The organism is Phycisphaeraceae bacterium, assembly GCA_020851465.1.
Taxonomy (GTDB): domain Bacteria; phylum Planctomycetota; class Phycisphaerae; order Phycisphaerales; family Phycisphaeraceae; genus JADZCR01.
Genome location: JADZCR010000006.1, coordinates 242894 through 265909 on the forward strand (window position 1 = coordinate 242894; position 23016 = coordinate 265909).

General features: G+C 61.4%; 15 protein-coding genes. 1 reads left to right on the forward strand and 14 read right to left on the reverse strand.

Annotated features, from left to right (window positions below):
• Positions 1 to 42: 42 nt before the first annotated feature.
• Positions 43 to 789 (reverse strand): YebC/PmpR family DNA-binding transcriptional regulator, encoded by a 747-nt coding sequence (locus IT444_07540; protein ID MCC7192619.1) that lies wholly within the window; start codon positions 787 to 789, stop codon positions 43 to 45.
• 147 nt (positions 790 to 936) lie between these two features.
• Positions 937 to 1257: a PilZ domain-containing protein gene (locus IT444_07545; GenBank protein ID MCC7192620.1), complete on the reverse strand. Its 321-nt coding sequence runs from the start codon at positions 1255 to 1257 to the stop codon at positions 937 to 939.
• 226 nt (positions 1258 to 1483) lie between these two features.
• Here IT444_07545 and IT444_07550 point away from each other — a divergent pair, with 226 nt between their 5' ends.
• Positions 1484 to 2176: a tetratricopeptide repeat protein gene (locus tag IT444_07550; protein ID MCC7192621.1), complete on the forward strand. Its 693-nt coding sequence runs from the start codon at positions 1484 to 1486 to the stop codon at positions 2174 to 2176.
• 34 nt (positions 2177 to 2210) lie between these two features.
• Here the strand turns inward: IT444_07550 and IT444_07555 are convergent, their stop codons facing one another.
• The 12 genes from IT444_07555 to IT444_07610 form a co-directional block, all read right to left on the reverse strand.
• Positions 2211 to 3122 (reverse strand): hypothetical protein, encoded by a 912-nt coding sequence (locus IT444_07555; GenBank protein ID MCC7192622.1) that lies wholly within the window; start codon positions 3120 to 3122, stop codon positions 2211 to 2213.
• A complete protein-coding gene (locus tag IT444_07560) occupies positions 3119 to 5476 on the reverse strand; it encodes a PKD domain-containing protein (protein MCC7192623.1) in 2358 nt (785 codons plus the stop codon). The genes IT444_07555 and IT444_07560 overlap by 4 nt, the downstream gene beginning before the upstream one ends.
• Positions 5477 to 5535: 59 nt before the next feature.
• Positions 5536 to 8751, reverse strand: coding sequence for a hypothetical protein (locus IT444_07565; GenBank protein ID MCC7192624.1), 3216 nt, complete (start codon positions 8749 to 8751; stop codon positions 5536 to 5538).
• A gap of 86 nt (positions 8752 to 8837) precedes the next feature.
• The gene (locus IT444_07570; GenBank protein MCC7192625.1) at positions 8838 to 11171 is read right to left on the reverse strand and encodes a hypothetical protein; all 2334 of its coding nucleotides are present in this window, start codon (positions 11169 to 11171) and stop codon (positions 8838 to 8840) included.
• Positions 11168 to 13600, reverse strand: a complete 2433-nt coding sequence (locus tag IT444_07575) for a VWA domain-containing protein (protein MCC7192626.1) — start codon at positions 13598 to 13600, stop codon at positions 11168 to 11170. Before IT444_07575 ends, IT444_07570 begins: the two co-directional genes overlap by 4 nt.
• Positions 13601 to 13612: 12 nt before the next feature.
• Complete coding sequence (locus IT444_07580; GenBank protein MCC7192627.1) at positions 13613 to 14539, reverse strand: DUF58 domain-containing protein; 927 nt, start codon at positions 14537 to 14539, stop codon at positions 13613 to 13615.
• A 24-nt stretch (positions 14540 to 14563) separates the two neighbouring features.
• The gene (locus IT444_07585; protein ID MCC7192628.1) at positions 14564 to 15748 is read right to left on the reverse strand and encodes an exo-alpha-sialidase; all 1185 of its coding nucleotides are present in this window, start codon (positions 15746 to 15748) and stop codon (positions 14564 to 14566) included.
• A 36-nt stretch (positions 15749 to 15784) separates the two neighbouring features.
• Positions 15785 to 16861, reverse strand: coding sequence for a MoxR family ATPase (locus tag IT444_07590; protein MCC7192629.1), 1077 nt, complete (start codon positions 16859 to 16861; stop codon positions 15785 to 15787).
• 149 nt (positions 16862 to 17010) lie between these two features.
• On the reverse strand, positions 17011 to 18537 hold the full coding sequence (locus IT444_07595; GenBank protein MCC7192630.1) for a DUF4159 domain-containing protein: 1527 nt from the start codon (positions 18535 to 18537) through the stop codon (positions 17011 to 17013).
• Between the two features lie 3 nt (positions 18538 to 18540).
• Positions 18541 to 19437 (reverse strand): hypothetical protein, encoded by an 897-nt coding sequence (locus IT444_07600; GenBank protein MCC7192631.1) that lies wholly within the window; start codon positions 19435 to 19437, stop codon positions 18541 to 18543.
• Between the two features lie 7 nt (positions 19438 to 19444).
• A complete protein-coding gene (locus IT444_07605; protein ID MCC7192632.1) occupies positions 19445 to 20503 on the reverse strand; it encodes a terpene cyclase/mutase family protein in 1059 nt (352 codons plus the stop codon).
• Positions 20504 to 20514: 11 nt separating this feature from the next.
• Positions 20515 to 23016 carry a hypothetical protein gene (locus IT444_07610; GenBank protein ID MCC7192633.1) on the reverse strand — a complete coding sequence of 834 codons (2502 nt, stop codon included), beginning with the start codon at positions 23014 to 23016 and terminating at the stop codon, positions 20515 to 20517.

The following is a 23016-nucleotide window of genomic DNA, read 5'->3' on the forward strand; positions in this document are numbered from 1 at the left end:
ACGTTGCGCCGGCTCCGTGGAAACGCGAGCAAAGGAACTGGATCACTTGATGCTCGCCAACTCCGCATCGGGGATTTCAAAGTTGGCATGAACCTTCTGAACGTCGTCGTAGTCTTCCAATGCTTCCACTAGCGCCAGCACTTTTCGCGCGTCTTCGCCGGATACGGCAATCGTGTTGGTCGGGATCATGGTCAGGCCGGCCGACTCGATTTTGAGTGATGCCTTCTCGATCGCCTGCCGGACTTTGGCAAACTCTGCAGGCGGCGTGAGCACCCGCCACATCTCACCGTCGTCAATCACGTCATCGGCTCCGGCCTCCAATGAGGCACTGATCACCGTTTCCTCGTCCGCTGCATTTTTGGGGATGAAGATCTGCCCGCGATTCTGGAATCCATACGCCACGCTGCCGGGTGAGCCGAGATTTCCGCCGTGCTTCTGAAAGAGCGTCTTGATATCCGGCGCAGTGCGGTTGCGGTTGTCGGTGAGGATTTCGAGCAGGATGGCAACTCCTGCGGGACCGTAGCCTTCGTAGATGATGCTTTCGTAGCTGACGCCCTCGAGTTCTCCGGTGCCTTTTTTGATAGCGTTTTCGATGGTGTCGCGCGGCATATTTTCCGCGCGGGCGTCATCGACAGCAGCGCGGAGAGCGTAGTTCATGTCCGGGTCGCCTCCGCCGGCGCGGGCAGCCACGATGATGGCGCGGGCACACTTGGTCCACGCCTTGCCGCGCTTGGCGTCCTTGGCGGCTTTTTTGTGCTTGATATTTTTCCACGCGCTGTGACCAGCCATGCGATCTCCTCGAAGCGAATTATCTTACGGCGCATCAATCGCGCTGACGAATCGACGACATCCGCATTGAAATAATGTCGGCAGGGGGCGGGATCCATGCTCCCACGCGCAGGTGTTGTGAAAAGCCAGCGGTACCGGCGGAAATCTTCAGCCGGTCAGCGCCATTTCCTGACGATGGGAAAACTGCACCGCGATGCGTTGTACGTTTCCCAGCCCCAGTGAACGCACCACGGTCGCCTCGGCGAGCAAGCCCGAATCAATGACCGCTTGTCCGCGACCCCATGCGATGCCGACTTGAATCCGCTGGCCGGGTACCAGCAGTGACGGATGGTGAATCTCCAGCAATGCCCCGCTGGCGGAAAGGTTGTCTGTCTGGCCGGCCAGGTAACGCCCCGTCTCGACACAGCGCAATTTCACGGGGCGCGACAACGGGATGCGTGCGTCTCTGCGGCGTTCGGTTCTGGCCATGTCGCGGCTCCCTGAATAGCAGACCCGCCATGACGGCCAGGTCACAGAATTTCTATCGGTCCATTCGACGATGCCACTTCATTGGCTAGAATCCTCCGTCACTGTCGGAGGCGAAGTGTATCCGCCACGACTCCGGAGGATTCCGAACATATCCCTAATCCGTGTAAGGATCGTGATTTGTAGTCTTGTCCGGCAATGGTGACCTTCCTAGAATCACGGCGACCGCATGACCATTGACGGCTCAACATTTCTCGCGACCGTTCGTCCCGCTCTTGAGAAGGGCAACCCGCGCATGCTCGAGAGCGTGGTTTCGACACGATGGAATTTTCTCGATCTATGTCAGTTGCTTCAGAACGCGGATGTCGATGTGCGCCGTGTCGCAGCAGTCACGCTCGGCTTCGTGGGTGATATGTCGTGCGTGCCCTGTCTGACCCGCGCACTTCACGACACGGATGAGCAGGTCAATCAGATGGCGGATCACGGCCTGTGGTCGATATGGTTTCGTCGCGGCGGCAATGTCCAGGCGATGCAGCCATTCACGCAGGGCACCTCGCGGCTGGCGGAGGAGAATTATCAGGAGGCGATCAAATCATTCGGAGAGGCGACACGGATCGATCCGCACTTTGCCGAAGCCTACAACCAGTGCGCCATCGCCCACTCTTTCCTCGGCCAATGGCGGGAGTCGATCGACGACTGCCAGCGCACCCTCCAGAACCTGCCCACCCACTACGGTGCGCTGAACGGCATGGGCCACTGTCACACACAGCTTGGTGATCTCCGGCAGGCGCTCGACTGCTACAAACGCGCGCTGGGGATCAATCCACGCATGTCGCTGATTCGATACGCATGTTCACGCATTGAGAGCCGACTGAAAAACGACTCCTCCGGCCAGTTCAAGGCGATTCATCTCCCCACTTGAAGCGATCCCGTGGATCGAGCGGTGAATCATCCGCTCACTTGACGACTTTCATCTCCTCGAAATCCTCTTTCTGCGCTTCGGGCACGCCGCGATCAGGCAGCGGATCCACTTCATACACGCGGATGTTGTCGTACCAGTACTGTCCCTGCGGCCAGTAGGGGTAGAGCATCACGCGGATGTAGCGCACGTCTTCGGTGATCTCACGTCCGGTGGGGTCGATAGGTTTCTCATGAGTGTAGGTTTTCCACTCATCGCTTCCTCCGACGGAAAACCACTTGGAATAGCGATAGCGCAGCCGATAGCGTACCGGTCTGCCTTTGGCGTCAAGTTCCGGCTGGCCTCTGGCCTTGCGGAACATCTCCACCGTGGCAGGGGCTTCATCGCCGAAAAAAAGAGGCACTTCCTTTTCATAACCGCGCACAAAGACCTTGGATGCCGGCCCTTTGGCATCGACGTAAACCTGGTAAGCACGGCCGGGCTTGATCGGAATCAGATCGGACCAGTAATACCCGCCGTCGAGTCCGGCTATCGTTCCATAACCGGGCACGGGATTAGCTGTTTTTTTCGGTGCTCGGTCGATCGGCGCACCGTTGAGGTAACGCTGCACCCACCAGTTGTACGCCTGCCGCTGATCGACGTCGGTGTCGATCATGATCGCCTTGCCGTGCTCCGGTGCGGTTGGATCGGCCTGCCAATGCCAGACCAGCCCTTCGATGCGTTGCCAGTGTTTGGGGGAATCCTTTTTTTCACCCTCACCGGCCTGTTCAAAATCACCATTGGGCATGAGATTGTCGCCGGTCGGTGTTTCTCCGGCTTCAATGGCGGGCGGCGGTGCGGGCTGGGTCTGCGGCGCGGGTTCCGCCAGCGCTGCCGCGCAGAGCAGCAGCATCAGTGCAACGACGGAAAAATCCCGCAGCCGTCCGTGGAACCTGAAATTCGACTTCATGGTTTTCCTCCTGCATTGGTCGGCACATCGTTTTCCGCCAGGGCCTTGATCGCCTGATCGCGGTAGGTACCGCTCAGACCCGACTTGACCAGTCCCTTGAGTGTGCGTGTGTAAGCGTCAATATCGCCCAGATCACGATAAGCCTGCGCGAGCGTCCAGCGGGCCTCAGCCTCGAACTCCGCTCCCTGTGCGAGGTCAATCGCCAGCCGCATCGGTTTGATCGTCGCTGCCGGCCTGCCCTGGAGCCGCTCGATTTTCGCCAGATAAAAAAGCACCGTGCCGCGAATCTGATCGGAAGGCACTTCATAACGCCAGCTCTGGGCGATTCGCATCGCATCCTCGACGCGGTGACGCTCCAATGCCTGCTCGATGGCCTCCGGAAACGCGCCGACCTTTGAGACCTTGACCTGCGGGGGCATCGGCGATTCCGCCAGCGCCTCGGCTGTTTTGTAATCCTCGCTCGCCTGCTCGATCTGCCTCGCATACAGCCGCGCATCACCGATGGCGATGGTCGCCTCGCGGAAGGCCGCCTGCATCTTCCGGCGAATGCCTGCTTTTTTCGCTTCGTCCTTCGCCTGGTTGTAAAGCCCTTGTGCCGTCTCCGCGTCGCCGACATCAATGCCGACAACCCGGATCAAGCGTGCGTAGGCTTTAACCCGCTCGATCGGGTCCGATTCCTTTTCGATGGCTGCCTTGAGATGGGCGACGACTTGTCGCGCTTCGTCGGCAGTCATGGCGCTGCCAGAAATGCTGGACTTACCCAGAGCTGCTGAGGTCGCCAGCAGCAGGTGCATGTCCGCCAGATCGTCGGGAGTAATGTCGCTCCGCGTCGTCGCCTGGTTGGCCGCCGTTTTCACCAGCTCACGCTCGCCCGCCTCGTCAGCGAGCCGCGCCAACTCCGCCAGCGAGGGCGTAGCGAGTTTGCCGATGTCATAGCCCTTGGCGATCGCGACATAGGGTGCCGCCTGACCATTCTTGAAACTACGGGCGATGTGATCGATCTGAAACACCCGCAACGGCCAAGTCCGTGAAACCTGCCTGCCTGTCGGATCGGTCGCGGTCATCGTCACCGTGTAGCTGCCGAGTTTGAGATAGAGGTGCTCGACCCTGGCTCCTTCCGCGCTCAAGCCATCACCGAACGACCAGGAGAATTTCCATGCAGCCAGTGCGGAGGGTGAGTTGGCAGGAGCGTCTTTCCCCGTATCGGTCATCGCTGCGCCTGCGTCCGCGATGAAATGGTAAAGCGTGTGCTGCCCCTCCTTGCGGGCGGGCGGCCAACGACTGCTGACGAGTTCGATGCGGGGCATGACGGTCGGGTGTACGTTGGCTCCCTGTGCGTCCGCCTGTTCATAAAGCCGAACATAACCTCGGTGCGGCTGAGGAAAGCAGTCATTGGGAATGCCGACATACGCTCCGCCTCCGGGCGGCTCGTAACCCAGGAAAGCCATCTGAAAAAGCAGGGCTTCCTCCTGCAGGTATTCGACGTAGTGCAGGCCGGCTTCGAGACGAAGCTCGACATTTTTTTGGCCGTACTTTCCGCGCTCCTCGGTATGGCGTCCGGGCCAGTTCACCAGATCCTTGCCGTCGAGAAAGCTGAAACTCGCCTCATTGGATGCGGTGCAGAACCCGTATTGACCCGCCGCGGGAATCTTCAGCCAGCCGCGATAGACGCTGATGTAATTATCCGAGTCGCCGAAAGGATTCATCCCGTCGCTGATGTTGGCCCGGTAGCCTGATCCGTCGAGGCCGGGTGAGGTAGCGATGAGCTGGGCCATTTGGTCGATCGTTTCGGGATTGGCTGCTGCCGGATCGCGCCGCATGGTCGTGAGTACCAGGCCAGCCTTGGGAATCCAGCCGTCAGCATCGGGGCCTGCGGTCGGCGGGCCTTTGCCCGGAGCCGGATCGACGACAGCGCGGAGCGGATCGACCGGGGCGTCAGCTTTGCCAAAATAAATCGTGAACACCGAACCCGGCGAGGCGCACCGAAAGCTGATGAGCGAGTCGCGGGCGGGATCGTGGGCGGTGATCTGGTAGGGCACGGGTGCGCCCTGGGCGTCGAAGACGCGATAGTCGTCGCCGCTCCGGGTCGCCAGACCAGCATGGATGATGCGAACCGCTGCAACATCGACCCCCGCACTACCCACGCTTTCCACACCCACCACAGCCCGGCAGGACCAGCCGGGAGCCAGCCACGGCTCGGCAACGGCCCCGGAAACGGACAAGCCCCAAATCGTCAGGGCGGCGAACAGGGCAGCGGTCGGTGTGAGATGAACTCTGAGCCGGAGCATGAGGCTTTCCAGGAATCGAGCCGGACGGGTGACGGGCCGCCCGCGTTCCGCGAGTCGTTTATTCATAGAACAATTTTAGCAATCTTCGTCAGGAAAGTCAACAATTTATTTAACGATAATTGCGCCTACTCGCCTGACCCGCTCAGGGCCTTGTAGTACGCGCCTACGAGGTCTTCGTATCCTTCAGGCAAGGCCTGCTGCGAACCATTGCTGATCTGCTGGCGCAGCTCCGGCGGGAGGTTGCCGGCTTTCTGGAGCGACAGGTTCACCGCTTCGTCGATCGGGTTCTGCTCCGCCTTCAGCTCGCTGATGGCCGTCTTGCGCTTTCGGGCAGCATCTTCATATTTCAAGTCGCGCAGGTCCTGCTCGGCGCTTTCCATCAGTTGCAGGGCGCGATTCACCCGCGAGGAGGATCGGCCGACGTTTTCCAGTTGTTTGGCCACCTGCTGCGCCCGTTCGCGGAGCTGCTGTTGATTCTCCGTAAGCCGGGCCATGTCCTTGATGAAGTCCGGCTTGGTGCCGCCCTGGAGACCGACCATTCCTCCGCCGGTCTTTTTGCCTCCGCCGGTCGCCCCGCGCGGATCGAGTTGTTTCTTCGTCTTGGGATTGCCTTCCTGATATTTTTCGTTGGTCACTCGTGCGGGAGTGGGGCGGCCTTCCATGCCTGCTGACTCATCGCCCTGCATCTGGCCGGAGGATCGTCCGCGCCGACCGGAGCCTGTGCGGCCTGTTACCTCGTGCGCGTGGGGTAGCTGATTCCCCGTCTTGCCCTGTCCGCTGAAAGTGCTCAGCGGGCCGTCAACGATATCCCACCCGCCTTGCGGCAGGTCGCCGCCCCATGAGCTGGTCATGTCGTCGGCTTCCTCGTCAAACTCATCGAGGTCTTCGATCAGGTCGCCGATAAGGTCCTGCATGTTCGAGGGCAGCGGGGCCGGCTGGACCTGGAATTTACCTTCGGGCGGCTCCTCCATCGCCCAACGTACCGCGTCGCCGCTCTGGGCCATCCAGACCTCAAGGTCTTCGAGCACCTTGGTGCTGATGACTTTCATGCCCTCCTCCGATGGCGTGGCGATTTCCTCGGTGGGGCCGCGTTTTTTCTTCTCGATATCCTCAAAAATCGCCGGCAGCGTTTCTGCAAGCTGGGTATCGTTAACGAAGCCTTCGGGCAGTTTCGCGATGGCGTCCACGGAATCTTTCGCCCACTGCTTCCAGCGGTCCAGCCGGTGCTGCGCATCCGACAGTGCTTCGTTGTCCTCGCCGCTGGATTCCTCGCCTGCGCGCTTGGTCAGCTTCTCGTATTTCTCCTTGAGATCGCGCTGCTCCGCGAGAAAGCTATCGAGGTCCTTCGCCAGCTTGCCCATCGTTACTTGCACTTCTTTGTGTGCAGCTTGATCCGTCCGGGCGATTTTGCGCAGCTCCTCACGCACAGCCTGATCGCGGTTGAGGCGCTGCAACAGTTCCTCAAGCTTGGCGATGATCTCGTCCTGCACAGGCAGACTCGACGCAGCGAACGCTTTGCCCGCTTCGAGCTGCGTAGCGTCACGGTAGCTCTCCAGCATCGTGATGGTCCTGGCCATCGGGTCCGACGCGAGATTGCGCAGCTCGTCGATCATCGTCTGCGCAGGAAACGCATTCTTCTGCATCACGTCCGCCAGTTGGTTTGTGCCGCGACGAATCTCGACCTGCCGTTCGACAAGGCCGGCCGCGGGCTGATATCCCGCCGACTCGGTGCGATTGAGTCTTTGTCGGCGGATCAACTCGCCGATCGCCTTGGCGTATTCGACGAGTTGAGCTTCCAGCAGTTTCTGCGCAGCTTCAGGTGTGAGCACGAGGATATTGAAATGCCGTGATTCCCCTTTGCCCGGCCCGTCGGGTGAGATTTCATTTCGGTCGATTGCGGTGGCCCAATACTCCATGCGGTCGCCGGCTTTGAGGCCCAGTTGAGCGACCGTCTTTTGAGTCTGAAGCTCCTGCCGCAGCAGGGGTGTGGTTTCGCTATTGGGCCAGGTCTGGATCGTCACTGGTTCGGACTTGGCACTTTTATCGGGATTGATTCGTCCGATGAGGTTGATCGGCCCGAGGCCGAAGTCATCCTGCGCCACGAGGCTGAAGTCGATCGCTTCCTCCGGCTTTACCTGGATATCACGTGCCGGCCGTGAGAAGCCGATGACCGGCGGGGTGTCCTGCTCCAGTGTGATCGTGTACCGCGCTGCATCGTCCAGTTCGTTCCCTTTCTGGTCACTGAGCCGGAAGCGGAAGACGCCCGCTTTCACCAGCGTCATTTCAGTTGTCCAGACGGCGGGATCTTTGGAAGCGACCATCGTGACCGGCGGCTCGCTGTCGAGGATCATCACGGCACGATCGAGCGGTTTGTTGGCTTCAATGGTGAGCGTGACGCGCGTCTGCGGCAGGCCGTGCAGATGTCCGTCGAACTCTTTAGCCTGACGCGGCGGCAGGGCGGTGTAGGACGGGTATTGATATTGCGCACTCATCCGCGCGACGCGAGGACGCGGCTCGACCGAAATGGGGATGGTCCGGCTGCGGGCATCGCCGGCAGTGACGTAAAACTGAAAGCCGCTCTCCAATGCGGCAAAGGTGTGGGTGAAGTTGGGCTTCTCCCCGGCCATCCGAATGCTGCGACGATGCCCCTGCGTATCGATCCAGTTCAGCATCGCCTCATCGGGATAGCGTCCGCCGGTCTTCGCCTCGATGGTCAGCGGTGATCCCTCCAGCAACGTCTGCGGTTCCGCGGGCGTCACTTCGAGCGTTGTCCAGGTGAAGGGCAGGATGTCTGCCCACGGCATGAGCACACGCTGCGCGCTGACGGCTGCGGCTGGACCGGCAAAGTACGCATAAATCGCGGCGACTGTGAGGACCACTCCCATCCCCGACGCGAATCGTTTCATGGCGGGTTCTGACACGGCGCGGGAGGCATCCAGCTCGTCGGCGGCTGCGGCTCCGTCCGAAACGATCGCCTCCACCAGCCGCGGCGAATGCGGCTGCGTCTGGCGGCCAAGCTGGAGCGCGTTGATCAGCCGATTCCGCATCGAGGGCTGCCGCTTCTCCGCCAGCGCAACGAAGTAATCGTCCGTGTGGTGAATCAATAGCGGCCGGAAAATAAAGACAACCGCGACGACCGCGACCGCAGCGACGATTAGCAGGAAAACAATCCAGCGAATTGCTGTGCCCAACGCCATCGCGTGATCGAGCATCGTTGCCAGCGCGAGGATGCCGACCGTCACCGCCAGCAGGAGCAGCAACCCCTCGGCGACGCGGCGAATCCGCCAGCTCTTGCGCACGAGCTTCACCTGTTCCAGCAGTACGGCATACGCTTGCGTCATGGGAGTCCTCGGCTCATCTCAATTTTCAATCCCTCTGCAAAACATCACGGCTGTATGCGCCTGCGGGTGAGTCATGCACACCCGCGTCACACCAGATGGTTTCTCCGACGGATGATCCACTCCGCCGACACGCATCCCAGGAAAATCAGCAGCACGACCGGGCTGTTCCACACCGTAGCCTTGCGGGTGTCGTAGGTCACGCGGGGTTCAGACGGCAGGTTTTCGACGAGCCGGGTCAGTCCCTCCTGATCGTCGATGTCGGTGTAATAACCACCCGTCGGCCGGACCAGCTTTTCAAGCAGAGCTGGATTGGTGGAAGGATCGTCAAGCTCCAGTCCTGAGCCGTGGACGAGAAACTCCGCGACCTGATTGGCGCGTTCGGGTAAATCCTGTGCGGCACTCGATGAGGCGGTGACAAGCCGCGCATCCACCTCAAACCGCCCACCGCGATCGGGGAAATAGGTTGCTGTCCAGGTGTCGGGGTCGGCGGAAGCTATCGGCGTCAGTGCGGTGCTGCGGCCGTCGGGTGAACGCACGTTGAGTAACAACGTGGTCGCGGCTGCCTGACCGTCCGGCGTGGGCACCATCGCTGCGGGATTGCGCTTCACCCGCACCGTCACACGCTGGCCTCGCTGATAGACCGCGGCATCCGTGCTCACCGCCAGCGGTGTGCGTTCCTGATTGATGTCACGACCCGCCAGCCAGCGGATCATCTGCGACCAGAAACGGACGTACATCGTGTCCGGCTTGCCCGCCAGCCGTGCGATGCGCGACCAGCGCCAGGTCGTGTCCGCAGTGAGAACGGCGACCGGCCCCTTGCCGAAACGCTGCCATGCCAGCACGATCGGCTCATCACCACGCGCGATGACGGGTGTCGATGAGTCACCGCTCGGCACAGCCCGGATCAGCACGGTTGCACCGGGCTTCGCCTTGCTCACCCGCACCAGGCCTTTGAGCGACGGCAGACTTTCCCATCGCTGTACGTCGCTCGCATCGCCGGTGACGATCATGGCCGGATGACGTTTGCCGTCGTCGGTCAGCTTCAACGTAAAAGAATCCTCAACCTGTCCAAGCGGGCCGGTTACCAGCTCGACTGGCAGCGCTTCCGCCAGCGGCGTCCTGGCCAGGCCGTCATCGCTGAGGCTGTGATAGCCGCCGAGCACCATCAGTGCGCCGCCGCCTTCAACCCATTTTCTGATTTGGGTATAGACAGAATCGCTGAGCATCGACGCCTCGAAATCGCCGAGCACGACGACATCAATTTTCTGGAGGCGTTCCTGATTGATCAGGTCGCCGCCCGCGATGACGCTGGAAAGTCCGCTGGCACCCATCTGGTCCGGGTTGGCGGAGCGAATGAGCGTCGCCAGATTGATGTCGGGGTCATTACCCAGCCGGTCGCGGAGGAAGGTGTATTCCGGTCGGAGATAGCCCTCGATGTAAAGCACACGGATCGGGTCCGCATCGACGCGGAGCTTGAATATCCGCGTGTTGTTGGCGGTCGTTCGCTCCCGTGACTGTTCAAGGGCATGAACCGACAGGACGAAATCGCCCGGCTCTGTCGGCGTGTACGACAGCGTCACCATCTGCTGAATCGCGCCGGCCGGCAGCGCGACGTGCTGCGTCATGAGCGGCTTGCCCGCTCGCTCGATCTGGATCGGCACGTTCACCGCATCGCCGCCGTCCTTACCCACGAGGGCTTTGATCTGCACCGCGTTGTGAACCAGCGTGCGCTGCGGAGCATCGACCGAGACCACCGACAGGTCGTAAGGCGTACCTTTGCCCGGTGTGGGCTGGCGGAAGCCGATCGCGTAAGTCGGCAGGATGAAATCCTGACCGGCGAGGTAGTCGTCGCGTCCGGTTGTGTCACGGCCATCGCTGATGACGATGATGCCCGCCGCCGACTGCCCGCGTAATTTGCCTGCCGCCGCACGCACGCCGCGCAGCAGGTCGGTTTGCTCGGATGTCGGCTCCGTCGGCAGGTCGTCGAAATTCAACTCCCGGCCATCGACCGCGAAGCAGCTCACGTCGAACCGTTCGCGGAGAAGTTTTCCTGCGCTGGAATCGCTCAGCCATGCCTTTGCCGCCTGATAGCGCGAGGTGAAGGCTCCGTCGTCACCGGCGCGTTGAGGCAGCGACATGCTTTGCGAGTCATCGAGCACAACCGCCAGCCGTGGCCGATCGGTGCGGGAGAGGATCACCGTCCACGAGGGCTTGAGCAGCGAGACGAGCAGTGCCAGGACACCCGCCAGCCGCAGGATAAAGAGGCACCACGTGAGCTTTCGTCCGCTGCGCTGGTAAATGCCGTGATAAGTCAGCGCCAGGATCAGCACGGACGCAACCACGACCAGCAGCCAGAACCACGCGGGATCCGCGTTGTCGAGCGTCAGCCGGGCGAGGATGGGATGAATCATCGTGTTCATGCGCTTTGGCGGAGGTCGGCTGGAGATTTCGATGCGTCCGGAGAAATCTCAGCGCGTGTCAACGAGTCGCGCTGCGCGAGGGCGTCAGGCGAGCTTTGGGCACGCCGTCGCGACAGACGATTGGCGAGCCACGGCTCGAAAAGGCCCACGAGCAGGGCGACGAAAAGCAACTGATCCCACACGCCGAATCCGCGTCGCGCCAGTTGACCCGCTTCGACGGTAGATTCCGGCGCATCGACAAACGCCCAGGCCGCGCCCGCGGCCATGTGATCCTTGACGCCTGTGTCATCGAGCACGCCGGCTTCGGATTCCTCACTGGGAACATTGGCAGCCAGCAGCAGACGCGGCGGGTCAGAGGCCTTCGCCAATGCGGATCGCACTTTGTAAATGCCCGCATGTTCGACACCGGCTAATTCCATCGCACTTGCGTTATCGCCGGCAGTCGTCGATTTTCCAGGCTGCGGGTACTCGATCGTGCCGTCAGGCGTTTCGACCTGTAAGGCCTCGACCTGCGTTGCGGATGCGGGCAGATCAACCACCTGCCCCGTGCGGACAAAGTTCGCCCCCGCGAGGCTGTTCTGCGCGAGGTAGCCGACGAGCCGATAAAGCCAGGGGACATACGAAGCCTGTAACGGAAAATTATTCCAGTCGCGGTCGAGTGAGCTGGTGAAAAGCATGACACGACCGCGCCCGAAGCGTTTCTCCGCGAGGATTGCGTCGCCGTTGGGGGCACGCATGAGTACGGAGTCAGCAGGTGCATCGAGTCCCCATCGCGCGGTGAAACGAACCGCAGAGAGGTTGCCGAATTGTCCGTCGGCGAAACCTGCCAGGGCGGGATGCTCGTCAGCGACGGAGGCGATAAAGCCGGCATCGGGTGTCGCGGTATCCGTCGCGGGTTGCGTGCTGCCGACCAGATCGGTGATCCGTCCGGGCAGCAGTCCGCCGTGCAGACGGTTCTCACCCAGCCAGGTGTTGTAGGCTTTGGGATCAACGCGGTCGCCCAGAGAAATCAGCAGGCTCCCGCCGCCGTCCACGTATTTCTCCAGTGCTTCAAGCGACCCAGCGGACAGATCGACGACGTTGGCCATCACGATCAGCGGAATGTTCGACAGGTCGAGGCGGGCGAGGTCCGCAGCACTGATCGGCGAGCCGCTTTGCGCGGTGTCATCAACGAACGGCACCCCCGCAGATTGCTTTTCGATGATGCGGATCGAGCCTGCGTCTCGTGTCGCACGCGACCCGGATTGCGGTGTTGATGTCAACGCCAGACGGAAAAAGAACAGTTCATCCCGCGCAGCGACTGCCGACGGTGCGCCGTTGATGGCGAGGAGCTTGACGCTTTCTTCAACCTTCAGCGCAAAGTGCCGCTGATTATCGACCGCCAGCGAATCGCGCGGTGCCGCTGACGTATTCTGCGCGTCAGCAGGGGGAGGGCCGACCTCGACACGCCCGCTGAACCAGCCCGGTTTGGTGAAGCGATGGACGAATCGGACGATGCGGCTGCGGCCTGCGGGGAGATCAACGACCTTTTGCACGGCGGGCAGAGCTGCATGTCCCGATGCGGCCCCGCTGGCATCGTCAATAATCAGCGACACGGAGACAGTCCTCGCTGCATCGGAGTGATTGGTGACGAGCGTGCGGAAAGCGAAGGGTACGCCGATCATCGGCTGCGGCGCGCCGTACTGGATCGCATCGACCGAGACGTTGTCCCGCGAGGCACGTCCATCAGGTCGGGTGCTGACCATGAGCAGCCCCACGCCCGGGCCGGGATCAATCGGGTCGCTGGGAGCGAAGGCGGACTCCTGCAAATCGCTGAAAACGTAAATCTCCTTATTTCCTGTCGTCGCGCCGCCGGCCAGATCACCGCCGATGGTGTGCGATGCGGCCTCGATCGCGCCGTTGAGGTCCGTCGCCAGATCGGTCAGGCGGATGGCGGAGATCGCACTGCGGACGGAGGCGAAGTCGCTGGTCGGTTCAGCGAACAGAGATTTAACGCCGTCCTCTCGCCGTCCGGCTAGCACCACGGTGACCCGATCCCCGCGTGCAACGGAGAGATCATCGAGCAGCAGGATCGCGCCGCGCTTGGCACGGTCGAGCATGGATCCCTGGTCCTCGGTGACACCCATTGAGGCGGAGTCGTCGATGACGATGGCGACAGTGCGTTTGCCGCCCGCCAAGGCAGCAAGGTTGGGGAACTTCAGCAGCGGTTGTGCCAGCGCGAGCACGAAGAGAACCAGCAGCAGGATGCGCAGAAGCATCAGGAAGAAATCTTGAAACCGCGCTCGCCGTGATGAACGGATGAACTGCTCGTCGAAAAAGCGTGTTGTGCTGAAGGTGATCTTTTTGGCCTTCGTGGAGCGGCGCAGGTGCAGCACCAGCGGAATCGCCGTCGCAAGCAGGCCCAGGAGCAGGAGAGGAGACAGGAACATTTCAGTATTGCGTCATCGTTTGGCCGCCAACCGCAGCCGGTGGCTCAGGTAATTTCCAAGGAATAGATCAAAGGGCTGGCTGGTATCCGCTAGCGCATAGCCCACGCCGCGCGACTGACAGCCGGAGCGCATGGAGTCGATAAACTCGTTGAGTCGGCGGAGGTATTCATTCCGCATCGAGCTGGCGTTGGCGGAGACCAGCCGCGTGGTTTCGATGTCCTCGATCTGCGTAACGTCGTCGAATGGGAAAGTCAGCTCCGCACGGTCGAGAACATGAAACACCACGACCTCGTGCTTCTTATGCCGCAGATGGCTGATTGATTCGAGCAGCTTGCCGACTTCGCCGACGGAAAAGAGATCGCTGAGCACGACGACCAGCGCGCGACGTTTCATCGTCTCCGCCAGTTCATTGAAAGTCGTTGTCAGGTCGGTCTGACCGACGGGTTGAGCCTTGCCCAGCTCCTCGAGTACGACGCGCAGGTGGTTGCGTCCCTGTCGGGGCGGGATATGCGTGGCGACTTTCTGATCGTAGGTAATCAGGCCGAACGCATCATGCTGGCTCTGCATGAGGTAAGCCAGGCTCGCAGCGCAGTAGCAGGCGTACTCAAACTTGGTGATCGCTCCGTCGTGGCGGTAACTCATCGAAGCCGACGAATCGAGCAGGAGGTAGCAGCGGAGATTGGTCTGTTCCTCGTACTGCTTGACGTAGAGCTTGTCGCGCTTGCCCAGAATCTTCCAGTCGAGGTGACGCGGATCGACGCCCGGCGTGTATTCACGATGCTCGGCGAACTCGATGGAGTAGCCCCGGTGCGGCGAGCGGTGCTGGCCGGCGTAGAGTCCCTCGACGACCAGACGCGCCGCGATGCCGAGGTTTTTCAGCTTCGCCAGAGCCGCGGGGTCGAGGTAGCGGGTCGCGGATTGCGCGGAAGTTTCCACCATGAGTGCGGTAGTCTCGTTTGAGGGTTATCCGGGCAGCGGGACATAGCAGGCGTGCAGGAGGCCGGTCGCCTGACTGGCCGGAACACGAAGCCGCGCGTCGGCACTGACAAGCCGACCCGCATCTACATCCTGCTCACGAAAGACCGCCATCAACACCTGCCGTTCAGCCGTCGGCGAGTGGATGTCTCCCCGGTTGAAGTCGTAGATCACGAAAATCCGTCCGTCGTCAGCCTCGATGCCGTCGGGATAGGAGACCATCAACCGCTCATCGAGGAGCAAGCCTCCGTCCCACGTCATGCCTTCATCATCGGAGAGCCACGCGGTCAGAAAACTGCGTCCGCGCAAGCCGGAATCCACTGCGCGCTTTCGATCATGATTTATCAGGAGCAGCCGCCCTGACCGCAGGCGGCGGATAAAAATGCGGCTGCCCGGCCCCTCGATCCTGCTGGGTTGACCGAGGCTCCACGTTCTGCCGCCGTCAGCGGAAAAGCTCTCGCCGATGCCATATCGGGTGCGCACCAGCATCCAGAGTTGACCATCGCGCCTTTCGACGATCATGTGTTCGTCGCAGGTTCGATCAGGGACATCCGCGGAGCCGATGATCTGAAAAGTCCGGCCTTGATCGTCACTGGCGAGGACGTTGGAAAATCGTTCGGGATCAAGCTCACGATGCCATTCACGGCCGACCCCCGACCACACCGATGTCGGCAGCAGCCACCGGCCGCTGGATAGCACGGTGGGCTTGTTCATCATGATGCCGTTGGCGATGCGTCGCGGCGCAGACCACGTGGGCTTCTCCGCGTCGGGGTTTGCGGTATGCGTTTCCCAAACACCCGCCCGGCCATCGAAATGCTTTTTCTCGTTGCACTGAGACCAGAAAAGCCAGAGCGTACCGTTCGGATCGCTCCACAGGCACGAATCAAACTCCCGCTCAGCCGTCGAGGCTGGGGCGATGACCATGAACGGATCGATCCACGTTTTCCCGTCGTCATCGCTGACGCCGACGACGACATGATTCCCCGCGCCCTCGCCGCCCTGACCGGTGTACCACGTCGCCCACAGTCGGCCGCGTGTGGTTCGTTCGATGCCGGGAATGCCCTGCCACGTGCGAGCAGCGGGGCCATATTCGCCGCCGGGGCGGACGACTAGTCGAGGAGACCGTTCGACAATATGCGCTGCCAATGACGAATTGGAATTAAGTGTTGTCATGTTGATGCGAACCGATGCACGGCCGTATGCGAGGGATCAGGCCGTAGCGTTGAGCTTGTCGTATTCCTCCGGCGTCGGTTCCGTGACGTTTTCGAGCAATCGCTTGATCAGGTTGTCGCTGTCCACGCCTTCAGCCTCGGCGTGGAAATTGACGATCATGCGGTGTCGCAGCACCAGCGGGGCAACCTGACGCACATGCTCGACCGTCACGTTGTATTGCCCAGCCAGTGCGGCGCGGGCCTTTGCCCCCAGCACGAGGTACTGGATGGCACGCGGGCCGACGCCCCAACTGACAAACTCCCGTATAAACGGCGGGGCGATTTCGTCGGCGGGGCGCGTCGAGCGGCCGAGTTTCACGCAATACATCGCGACGTGATCGCTCACGGGAACCTGTCGCACCATTTTCTGCAGTGTCAAAATCTCCGGACCACGCAGGACTTTTTCGATCTGGATCGCCAGATCGCTGGTCGTCGCCTTGGCGATGGCCAGTTCCTCCGCCGGCGTCGGATAGCCCACCTTGAGCAGGAACATGAAACGATCGAGCTGCGCTTCGGGCAGTGGGTAGGTGCCTTCCTGCTCGATTGGGTTTTGTGTCGCCAGAACGAAAAACGGCTTGGGCAATTCATACGTCTGCCCGCCGCTGGTGACCTGCTGCTCCTGCATCGCCTGGAGCAGTGCCGCCTGAGTTTTCGGAGGGGTGCGGTTGATTTCATCCGCCAGCAGGATGTTGGCGAACACCGGGCCGTTGACAAACTTGAAACTACGCTGGCCGCTGGTTGGATCCTGCTGGATGACCTCGGTGCCGGTGATGTCGGCGGGCATCAGATCGGGGGTGAACTGAATGCGGTTGAATTGAAGGTCGATCGCACGGGCGATGGTCTGCACCATCAGCGTCTTGGCCAGACCGGGGACGCCGACCATCAGGCAGTGTCCCCGCGCGAAAATCGCGGTGAGCAGATCGTCGATGATCCGTTCCTGTCCGATGATGACGCGGCTGATCTGCGCTTTGAGTGCCTGCCGGGCCTCGCCCAGCCGCGCCAGCGCAGCAGGGTCGATTTCAGCAGCGGGCGCGTCTTTGAGGCCAAGCGGTCGAGAGGTGCCGAGTTTGGTCATGGGTTTCTCCGAAGCGTGGTCAATCAATCTGCGGATTCTTTCGTAGTTTCGTACCAGTGGTCAGGCGGATCGCTGCTGACTTTGCGTGCATAACGGGAAGGAATTGCATGACGAGCTGACACGTCTTTGCGTGGGTGATCCGCGACACTTCAACGTCTCGCGGCGTAGGTGAGGATGTTCAATGCGATCTTGCGGGCAGACTCGGCGTCATACGCATTCGCGTAGGGATCATGCACGCCCTTGAGCATCGCCAGCGTGTCGTTTTTTGAGTAAACGATGGCGGCTCGTCCATCCAGCGACACCATCTCTAGCTCCGCGTCACGCTGCGCCAGCGTGCCTGCGTCACGGGCGGATTTAACTTCATAGAGCGACTTGAAAAGCTCGTGATCAGCGGGCACCGGTTCGAGTTTCTGATTCGGAAAGATCCGCGCGATCGTCGCTCTCGCTTCCTTGTCAAACTTGGCGAAGCCCGACGTGTTGTTGATGAAAAGAAAACCGCCTGCCTGAAGGTGGCGGCGAAGCGCAGCCACCTCGTCATCGGTCAACTTCGGCTCATCCATGCCGGTCATGACGAGAATCGGCGTGTCGATGAGTTCCTCTACTTTGGCGTCCACGGGCTGGAGTTTGAACTCCATCGGAACACTCGTCTGCTGCGCCAGCAGACGGATGAGTTGCTGGAGACTGTTGGGGTCGGGGTTCCAGTCCCCCTGATGCTTGAGCAGCGCGATGGGCACCGCAGCGCGTTTTTGCGGCTGGTCGCCGACGACTTCGCGTGTGACGGCCTGTGCCTTGGCAAAGCGCCGTTGCGCCGCTGTGTAGGAGACGATGTTGATTCCCATGCGCAGCGCGTCATTGGGCATCATCGCCATCGTGGGTTCGGGTTTGGCGTTTCCGGCTCGCGGGGCAGGCGGCGCGTAGAACTCATCCCAGCCGCAGGTCATGTCATAGGGTGAGAGGATCACCGCGGTACGAGCGTTGAAGTTCATCCCCAGCAGTGCAGGCGGGCCTTCGATCCGGGTGTGGATGCCCTGCGCGATCGTGAAGTAGTGGACGTTTTGATAGTTGTAGTAGCCGTGAAGGATCGGGTGATCCAACTGGAGGATTTCGAGTTTCCGCTGAGGAAACATCCTGAGAACTTCCGCTTCAAACGACTTGGTGAAGGCCGGACTTCCCAGAGCCGCGTCACCCAGCAGCGTGCCGCCTTCCTGGATGTAATCAACCAGAGCCTCGCGCTGCTCAGCGGTGAACTCGAAAGACTCGTAGCCCGTGATATACAACAAGGGCAATTCGCAGCGCTTGCCCTTTTTGTACATCGCAACGATTTCGTCGATACCGATGGGCTGCCAGCCGTACCAGGCATCGAGCTGATAGCGCACGTGACGGAGGAGGTTGTCCACGTCGCCGGGATTGGGCATGTAATCCTGAGTCGTGCCGTACTTGAGCTTGCCGATGAAAAGCGGCGGCGCAGGCTCAGCCTTGGGCTCGCTGCGGCGCATCGGTGTGGCGGGCAGCGGCAGCGGCGCGGTCGCCTCGCCGGAGGTCTGCCGCTGCGGATTCTGTCGCTGCGGCGGGCCGATCGTACCCAGTTGCCGATCCGCCAGCGCCGTGAGAGCGGCGCAGAGAATCAACCAAATAAACGCAATGCCGCGAGCGAGATTTATCGACCGGCTGCTCATGCGCTACTCCTTCGTTTCAAGATCGGGCGGGGCTGTCGGCGGCGACTTACCTTTGGGCTTGAGAACGATTTCAGTCGTCTGGCTGCCGTCTGGATTCACCGCGTGAACCCCCGCCGTCGGTACCGGCAGGATCATTTTATCCAGAGCGATGTCCGGCTTTTCCTCGGTCAAAGCAATTCCGCCCAGATGACGCGCATACACGACCTTCTTCGCCTCATACTGCGGCGGCTTCAACCGTTCTCGCACCAGCGCGTAACTCGGTCGCTCCTGCACGGGAACCCACGTTACTTCGTCGGGATCTTCCCAACTCCAGCGATTCACCGACCAGATCCACGTCGTCGTGTTAAGTCCCACGCTCTCGGTGAACGGGCGGCGGCGCAGCGTCGTGATGAGCACGACTGCGTGCTGGATGTTGCCCTGAACGTCGAGCACCACGACCTCATCCGGGAAGCCGCAGACGATATTCCCCGACATTTTCTCAAGAATCGTCGCCCGCGACTCATCGCTCAGCGGTTGCTCCTGTTCGTAGTCGCTTCGCGGCACATCCGCGTCCCAGCCCTCAATCAGGCCGTCCTGAGTCTCGAAGCGCAGGTTGTAGCGACCCGGAGTCAGATCGTTGATGACGACGCGCTCGCCGTCGATCCTGCCCTCAAACACCTTGGCGTATTGCCCGGTCGGGGTGTTGTCCCAGCGGACGGCGTAAACCTTCCTGATCGGCTCTTTTGTTTCGATGGTCGCGGTGATGGAACCGGCGGACGCGGTCGCACAAAACGCAAAAGCGCAGACACCCAGCACGATCCATGCTGCCCAAAAGTGTCGCAGGCGTATTTCGCGGTCGAGTCTTGAGCGTGCCACGTCGGGAACTCCTGCTGCGGGTGTGCCTCGGAAGCTGTCAGACATTTCCAAGCTAACGCTGATACGCCGGCAGATAGTGCAGATACACCTCCAGACACATCGCTCCGACAGCGGTGGAGTAGCACTGCGCCGGGCCGTTGTAAGCCTGCTCCGCCTGTCCCGGCCAGCTGCCGTCCTCGGCCTGTGTCGTCAGCAGCGCGTCGCGGACCTTGGGATGCCAGTCAGCCCAGTAGTCGCCGCCCGCCTGAAAGTGTGCCTGCATCGCGTAATAGTTGGCGTAGAAAAACCACGCCTGCCCCGGCGCGTAGGCAGCACGGTTGGTCTTCATGTAGTCAAGCCCCTTGAGAGTCTTGGGGTCGTCCCATTGTCCCAGGAGTTGGAGACTGAGCGTTCCGCCGGCACTGGTGGCCGGACCTGCTGAAGGCGAGGCGTAACCAAACCCGCCCGCCGGTGCCGCCAGCATCTTGACGTACTTGATGGCGTTGTCGATCGTTGTCTGCGGCACTTCGAGTCGCGCATTTTGTGCCGACCGCAGCGCGACGATCTGCATGACCGTGACGCTCAAATCCGCATCTGCCGGTTGCGGGTTGTAACGCCAGCCGCCAGCGGCATTCTGGCTTTTGACGATCAGGTCCACCGCTTTCTGAATCTGCTTTCGCAGTGATGGAGAAGGAATGAAGCCATACGCTTCCGTCAACGCCAGCGTACACAGGCCGTGGTCGTACATCTGGACAGGGAAAAATCCGGTGTCGATCTGCACGGAAAGCAGATGCGTCACCGCGCGGTCCACCACATCCTTGTACGGGCCTCGCCCCGGCTCGTGGCCTCGACCGAGAAAGGCCAGCAGACAAAAGGCGTTGATCCCTTCACGATTCCCCGATGACGGCCAACTGCCATCGGGCTGCTGATGTTTCCGCAGGTACTCCAGAGCCTTGTCGATCGACGCTTCGACTCGCTCCATCTCGCGCGGGTCGGGCAGGGCGCCATCGGCATCGGCAGCGGGGGCTGCCCTCGACGGCAAGGTCAGCAGCGCGACAACCACGCCCATCGTCACGGCTGCGATCACCGCTGCCGTCCGCCATTCGCGGTGCTTGCGATTTTTGTATGTCATGGAACGTCTCATCATGTCAGCCCCAGCAATCTCCGGACGCCGACGTCCGTGCAATAAAGTCCCACGAGCAGGATCAGCGTCAACCAGTTGTCCCAGATTTCCTGTTCATGCGACTGCGAGATGGTGATAGGTTTGCCCTGGATGACATCGGGGAGCTTGTCGATCCGGTCGAGTTCCAGCAGCCCGCCGCCGGTCGCGTCAGCCATGGAACCCAGGAGATCGCGGTCCACGCTTGGCTTGCGCAGCTCGCGTCCTGAACCGGTGACCGCCACGCCGCCGGTGACTTCCTTGCCTCGTTGGTCCGTGTACGTCAGCCGATACGATCCGATTGTTTTGGGTTGCCACACCCCGCGAAAGTGACCAGTCTCAGCGGTCCGTGCGACCGTTGCCTGTTCCTGGCCTTGTCCGCTGGTGATCTGCACGATCACATCCGCGCGGTCGAGTGGTTTACCGTTGGCGTCCACAGCGTAAAGCTCGATGGCGACAGGATCACCCGGCTCGGCGCGGGAGGGTGAAACCTCCATCCAGCTTGAGTCTCCGCCGCGATCCTTGTTCCGTGCGACGTAGCGGATGGCCTGTCCCCAGAAGCGATAGAACAGATGGCTGCCGATGTTTCTGCGCCAGCGGTAGGTTGTGTCGTCACCGATGTAGAGCACACGACCACGACCGGCGTAGCGTTCGGCGATCAACGGGCGCGAAATGCCCGGCCCCTCAACCTTCGCCAGCACGGTCGCCGTCGGGCCAGCGTCTTCGGCGGCCGCCGCCCAGAAAAACTCGGGCATCCGGCTCCACACGTCGCGGTTCTGCGTGACGTTGTCGTAAAGCTGAAACACCGGATGGATCGCGCCGGTGGCGGTGACTTTCATGTGGAAGGGATCAAACGCCGGCGCGTCGATGCCCACCAGGATGTTGACGCTTGAACCATCCGTCAGCGAGGAGCCTGAGGCAGTGCCGGACGCATCGCCCTTGCCTCCGAACCGCACGGGCAGAATTCGCGCCAGCGGGCCATTCAGAAATCCGCGCGGCATGTGATGCGGGCCGGCCTGAACGATCAATCCCAGACCGTCCTCCTCGACCGCCTTGACGAGTTGCTCCTGTAATTTCACGGGCAGGAGATTGCTGGAAATATCACCTAGCAGCACGGTGTTGTATTGCGCGAAGCCCGCTGCATCCTGCGGTAATTTTGCAACCTTGGGCATGTCGCCGGGCAGGACTCCGTAGCCGATGAGCTGGGCTTCCATGACAATCGTCGTGTCGAGGCCGTTATCGCGCCGCAGCGCATGATCGAGGAAGCGAAAGTCCCATCGCGGATAACCTTCGAGATAGAGCAGTCGTTGCTTTTCCGTCTCGACGCGCAGCGAGATGGTCTGTTGGTTGTTGTCCTTGACCTGTTCTTCGGGCTGCGAGTCAATGGCGACGTTCAGCATCGTCGCGCCGGGTTCCTCAGCCGTGAAGGAGAGTTGAACTTGCTGCCGCTCCGCGCTGTTGAGCGTCAGCGGTTTGGTGTCGATGACTTTACCGTCGGCAGCGGTGAGCTTGACCTGCACCGATTTGCCGTTGAGACCGCTCGAATCGACGGTGGCGACGACCGCGATCGTATCCTTGCGGGCGACCTGTCGTGGCGCGAGCACATCCGCGAGGCTCACATCGACCAGCGCGGTGGATGAGCCGACGGGAATCGACCAGACAGGCGTACGCAGGGGCGGAGCGTTTTCATCATGTGATGCGAGATGCACGCTCGCGTCGTCAGCCGTGCCGCCCAGCCGTTCGATGACCGACATCGGATCAGGCCCGCTGGTCCAGCGTCCGTCGGAGATCACCACCAGCCCCGCGAGACGTCGGCCGACGGCTTCGTCAATCGCCTTGTCCATCGCGCCGCCCAGATCGGTCTCCTTGGCTTCGTCGGCACTCAAGGGTTTGGCGGGTTCGCCCGCCAGATCGCCGGAGCGGATCTGCCGCGCAGCACGATAGAGGCGAAGGTCGAAACGCTCCTTCAGCGGTTTGATGACGGTTTGGCGGTTATGCGTCAACACCGCATCGAGGAGTTGAGCGCGGCTGTAGCCGTTGAGTTTTTTGCGGACTTCGGGTGACAGGGGGGTCGGCGGCTTGTCCTTTTGAGGCGGTGGAAGCAGGCCGGCCGCGACCGCCAGATGCGACATCTCCTCATCCGTCAATACGCCCAAGGGCAAGTCCATGCTCGCGGACTCATCGAGCACGACGGCGAGTATCGGCTTCTGCGTCACCTCACGGGTCAACCGCAGCGACGGGCCGGCGAGGATGACGATGAGCACCAGCAGGATGCCGACTCGACAAGCGGAGAGCAGCCAGCGTAACCCGGCAGAGACGTGCGGGAGATTGTTCCGTTGCCGTCGCACGATGAAAAAAGCGATGGGCACCAGCAAAGCGATCCCCACCCACAGGATCACCGGACGGGCCCAGATGAGCTGTGCCTGATCGATGGACGATCTGATGTCGTCGCTGATGCCCAGGGTTTGGAGAAGCCACGAGAGCAC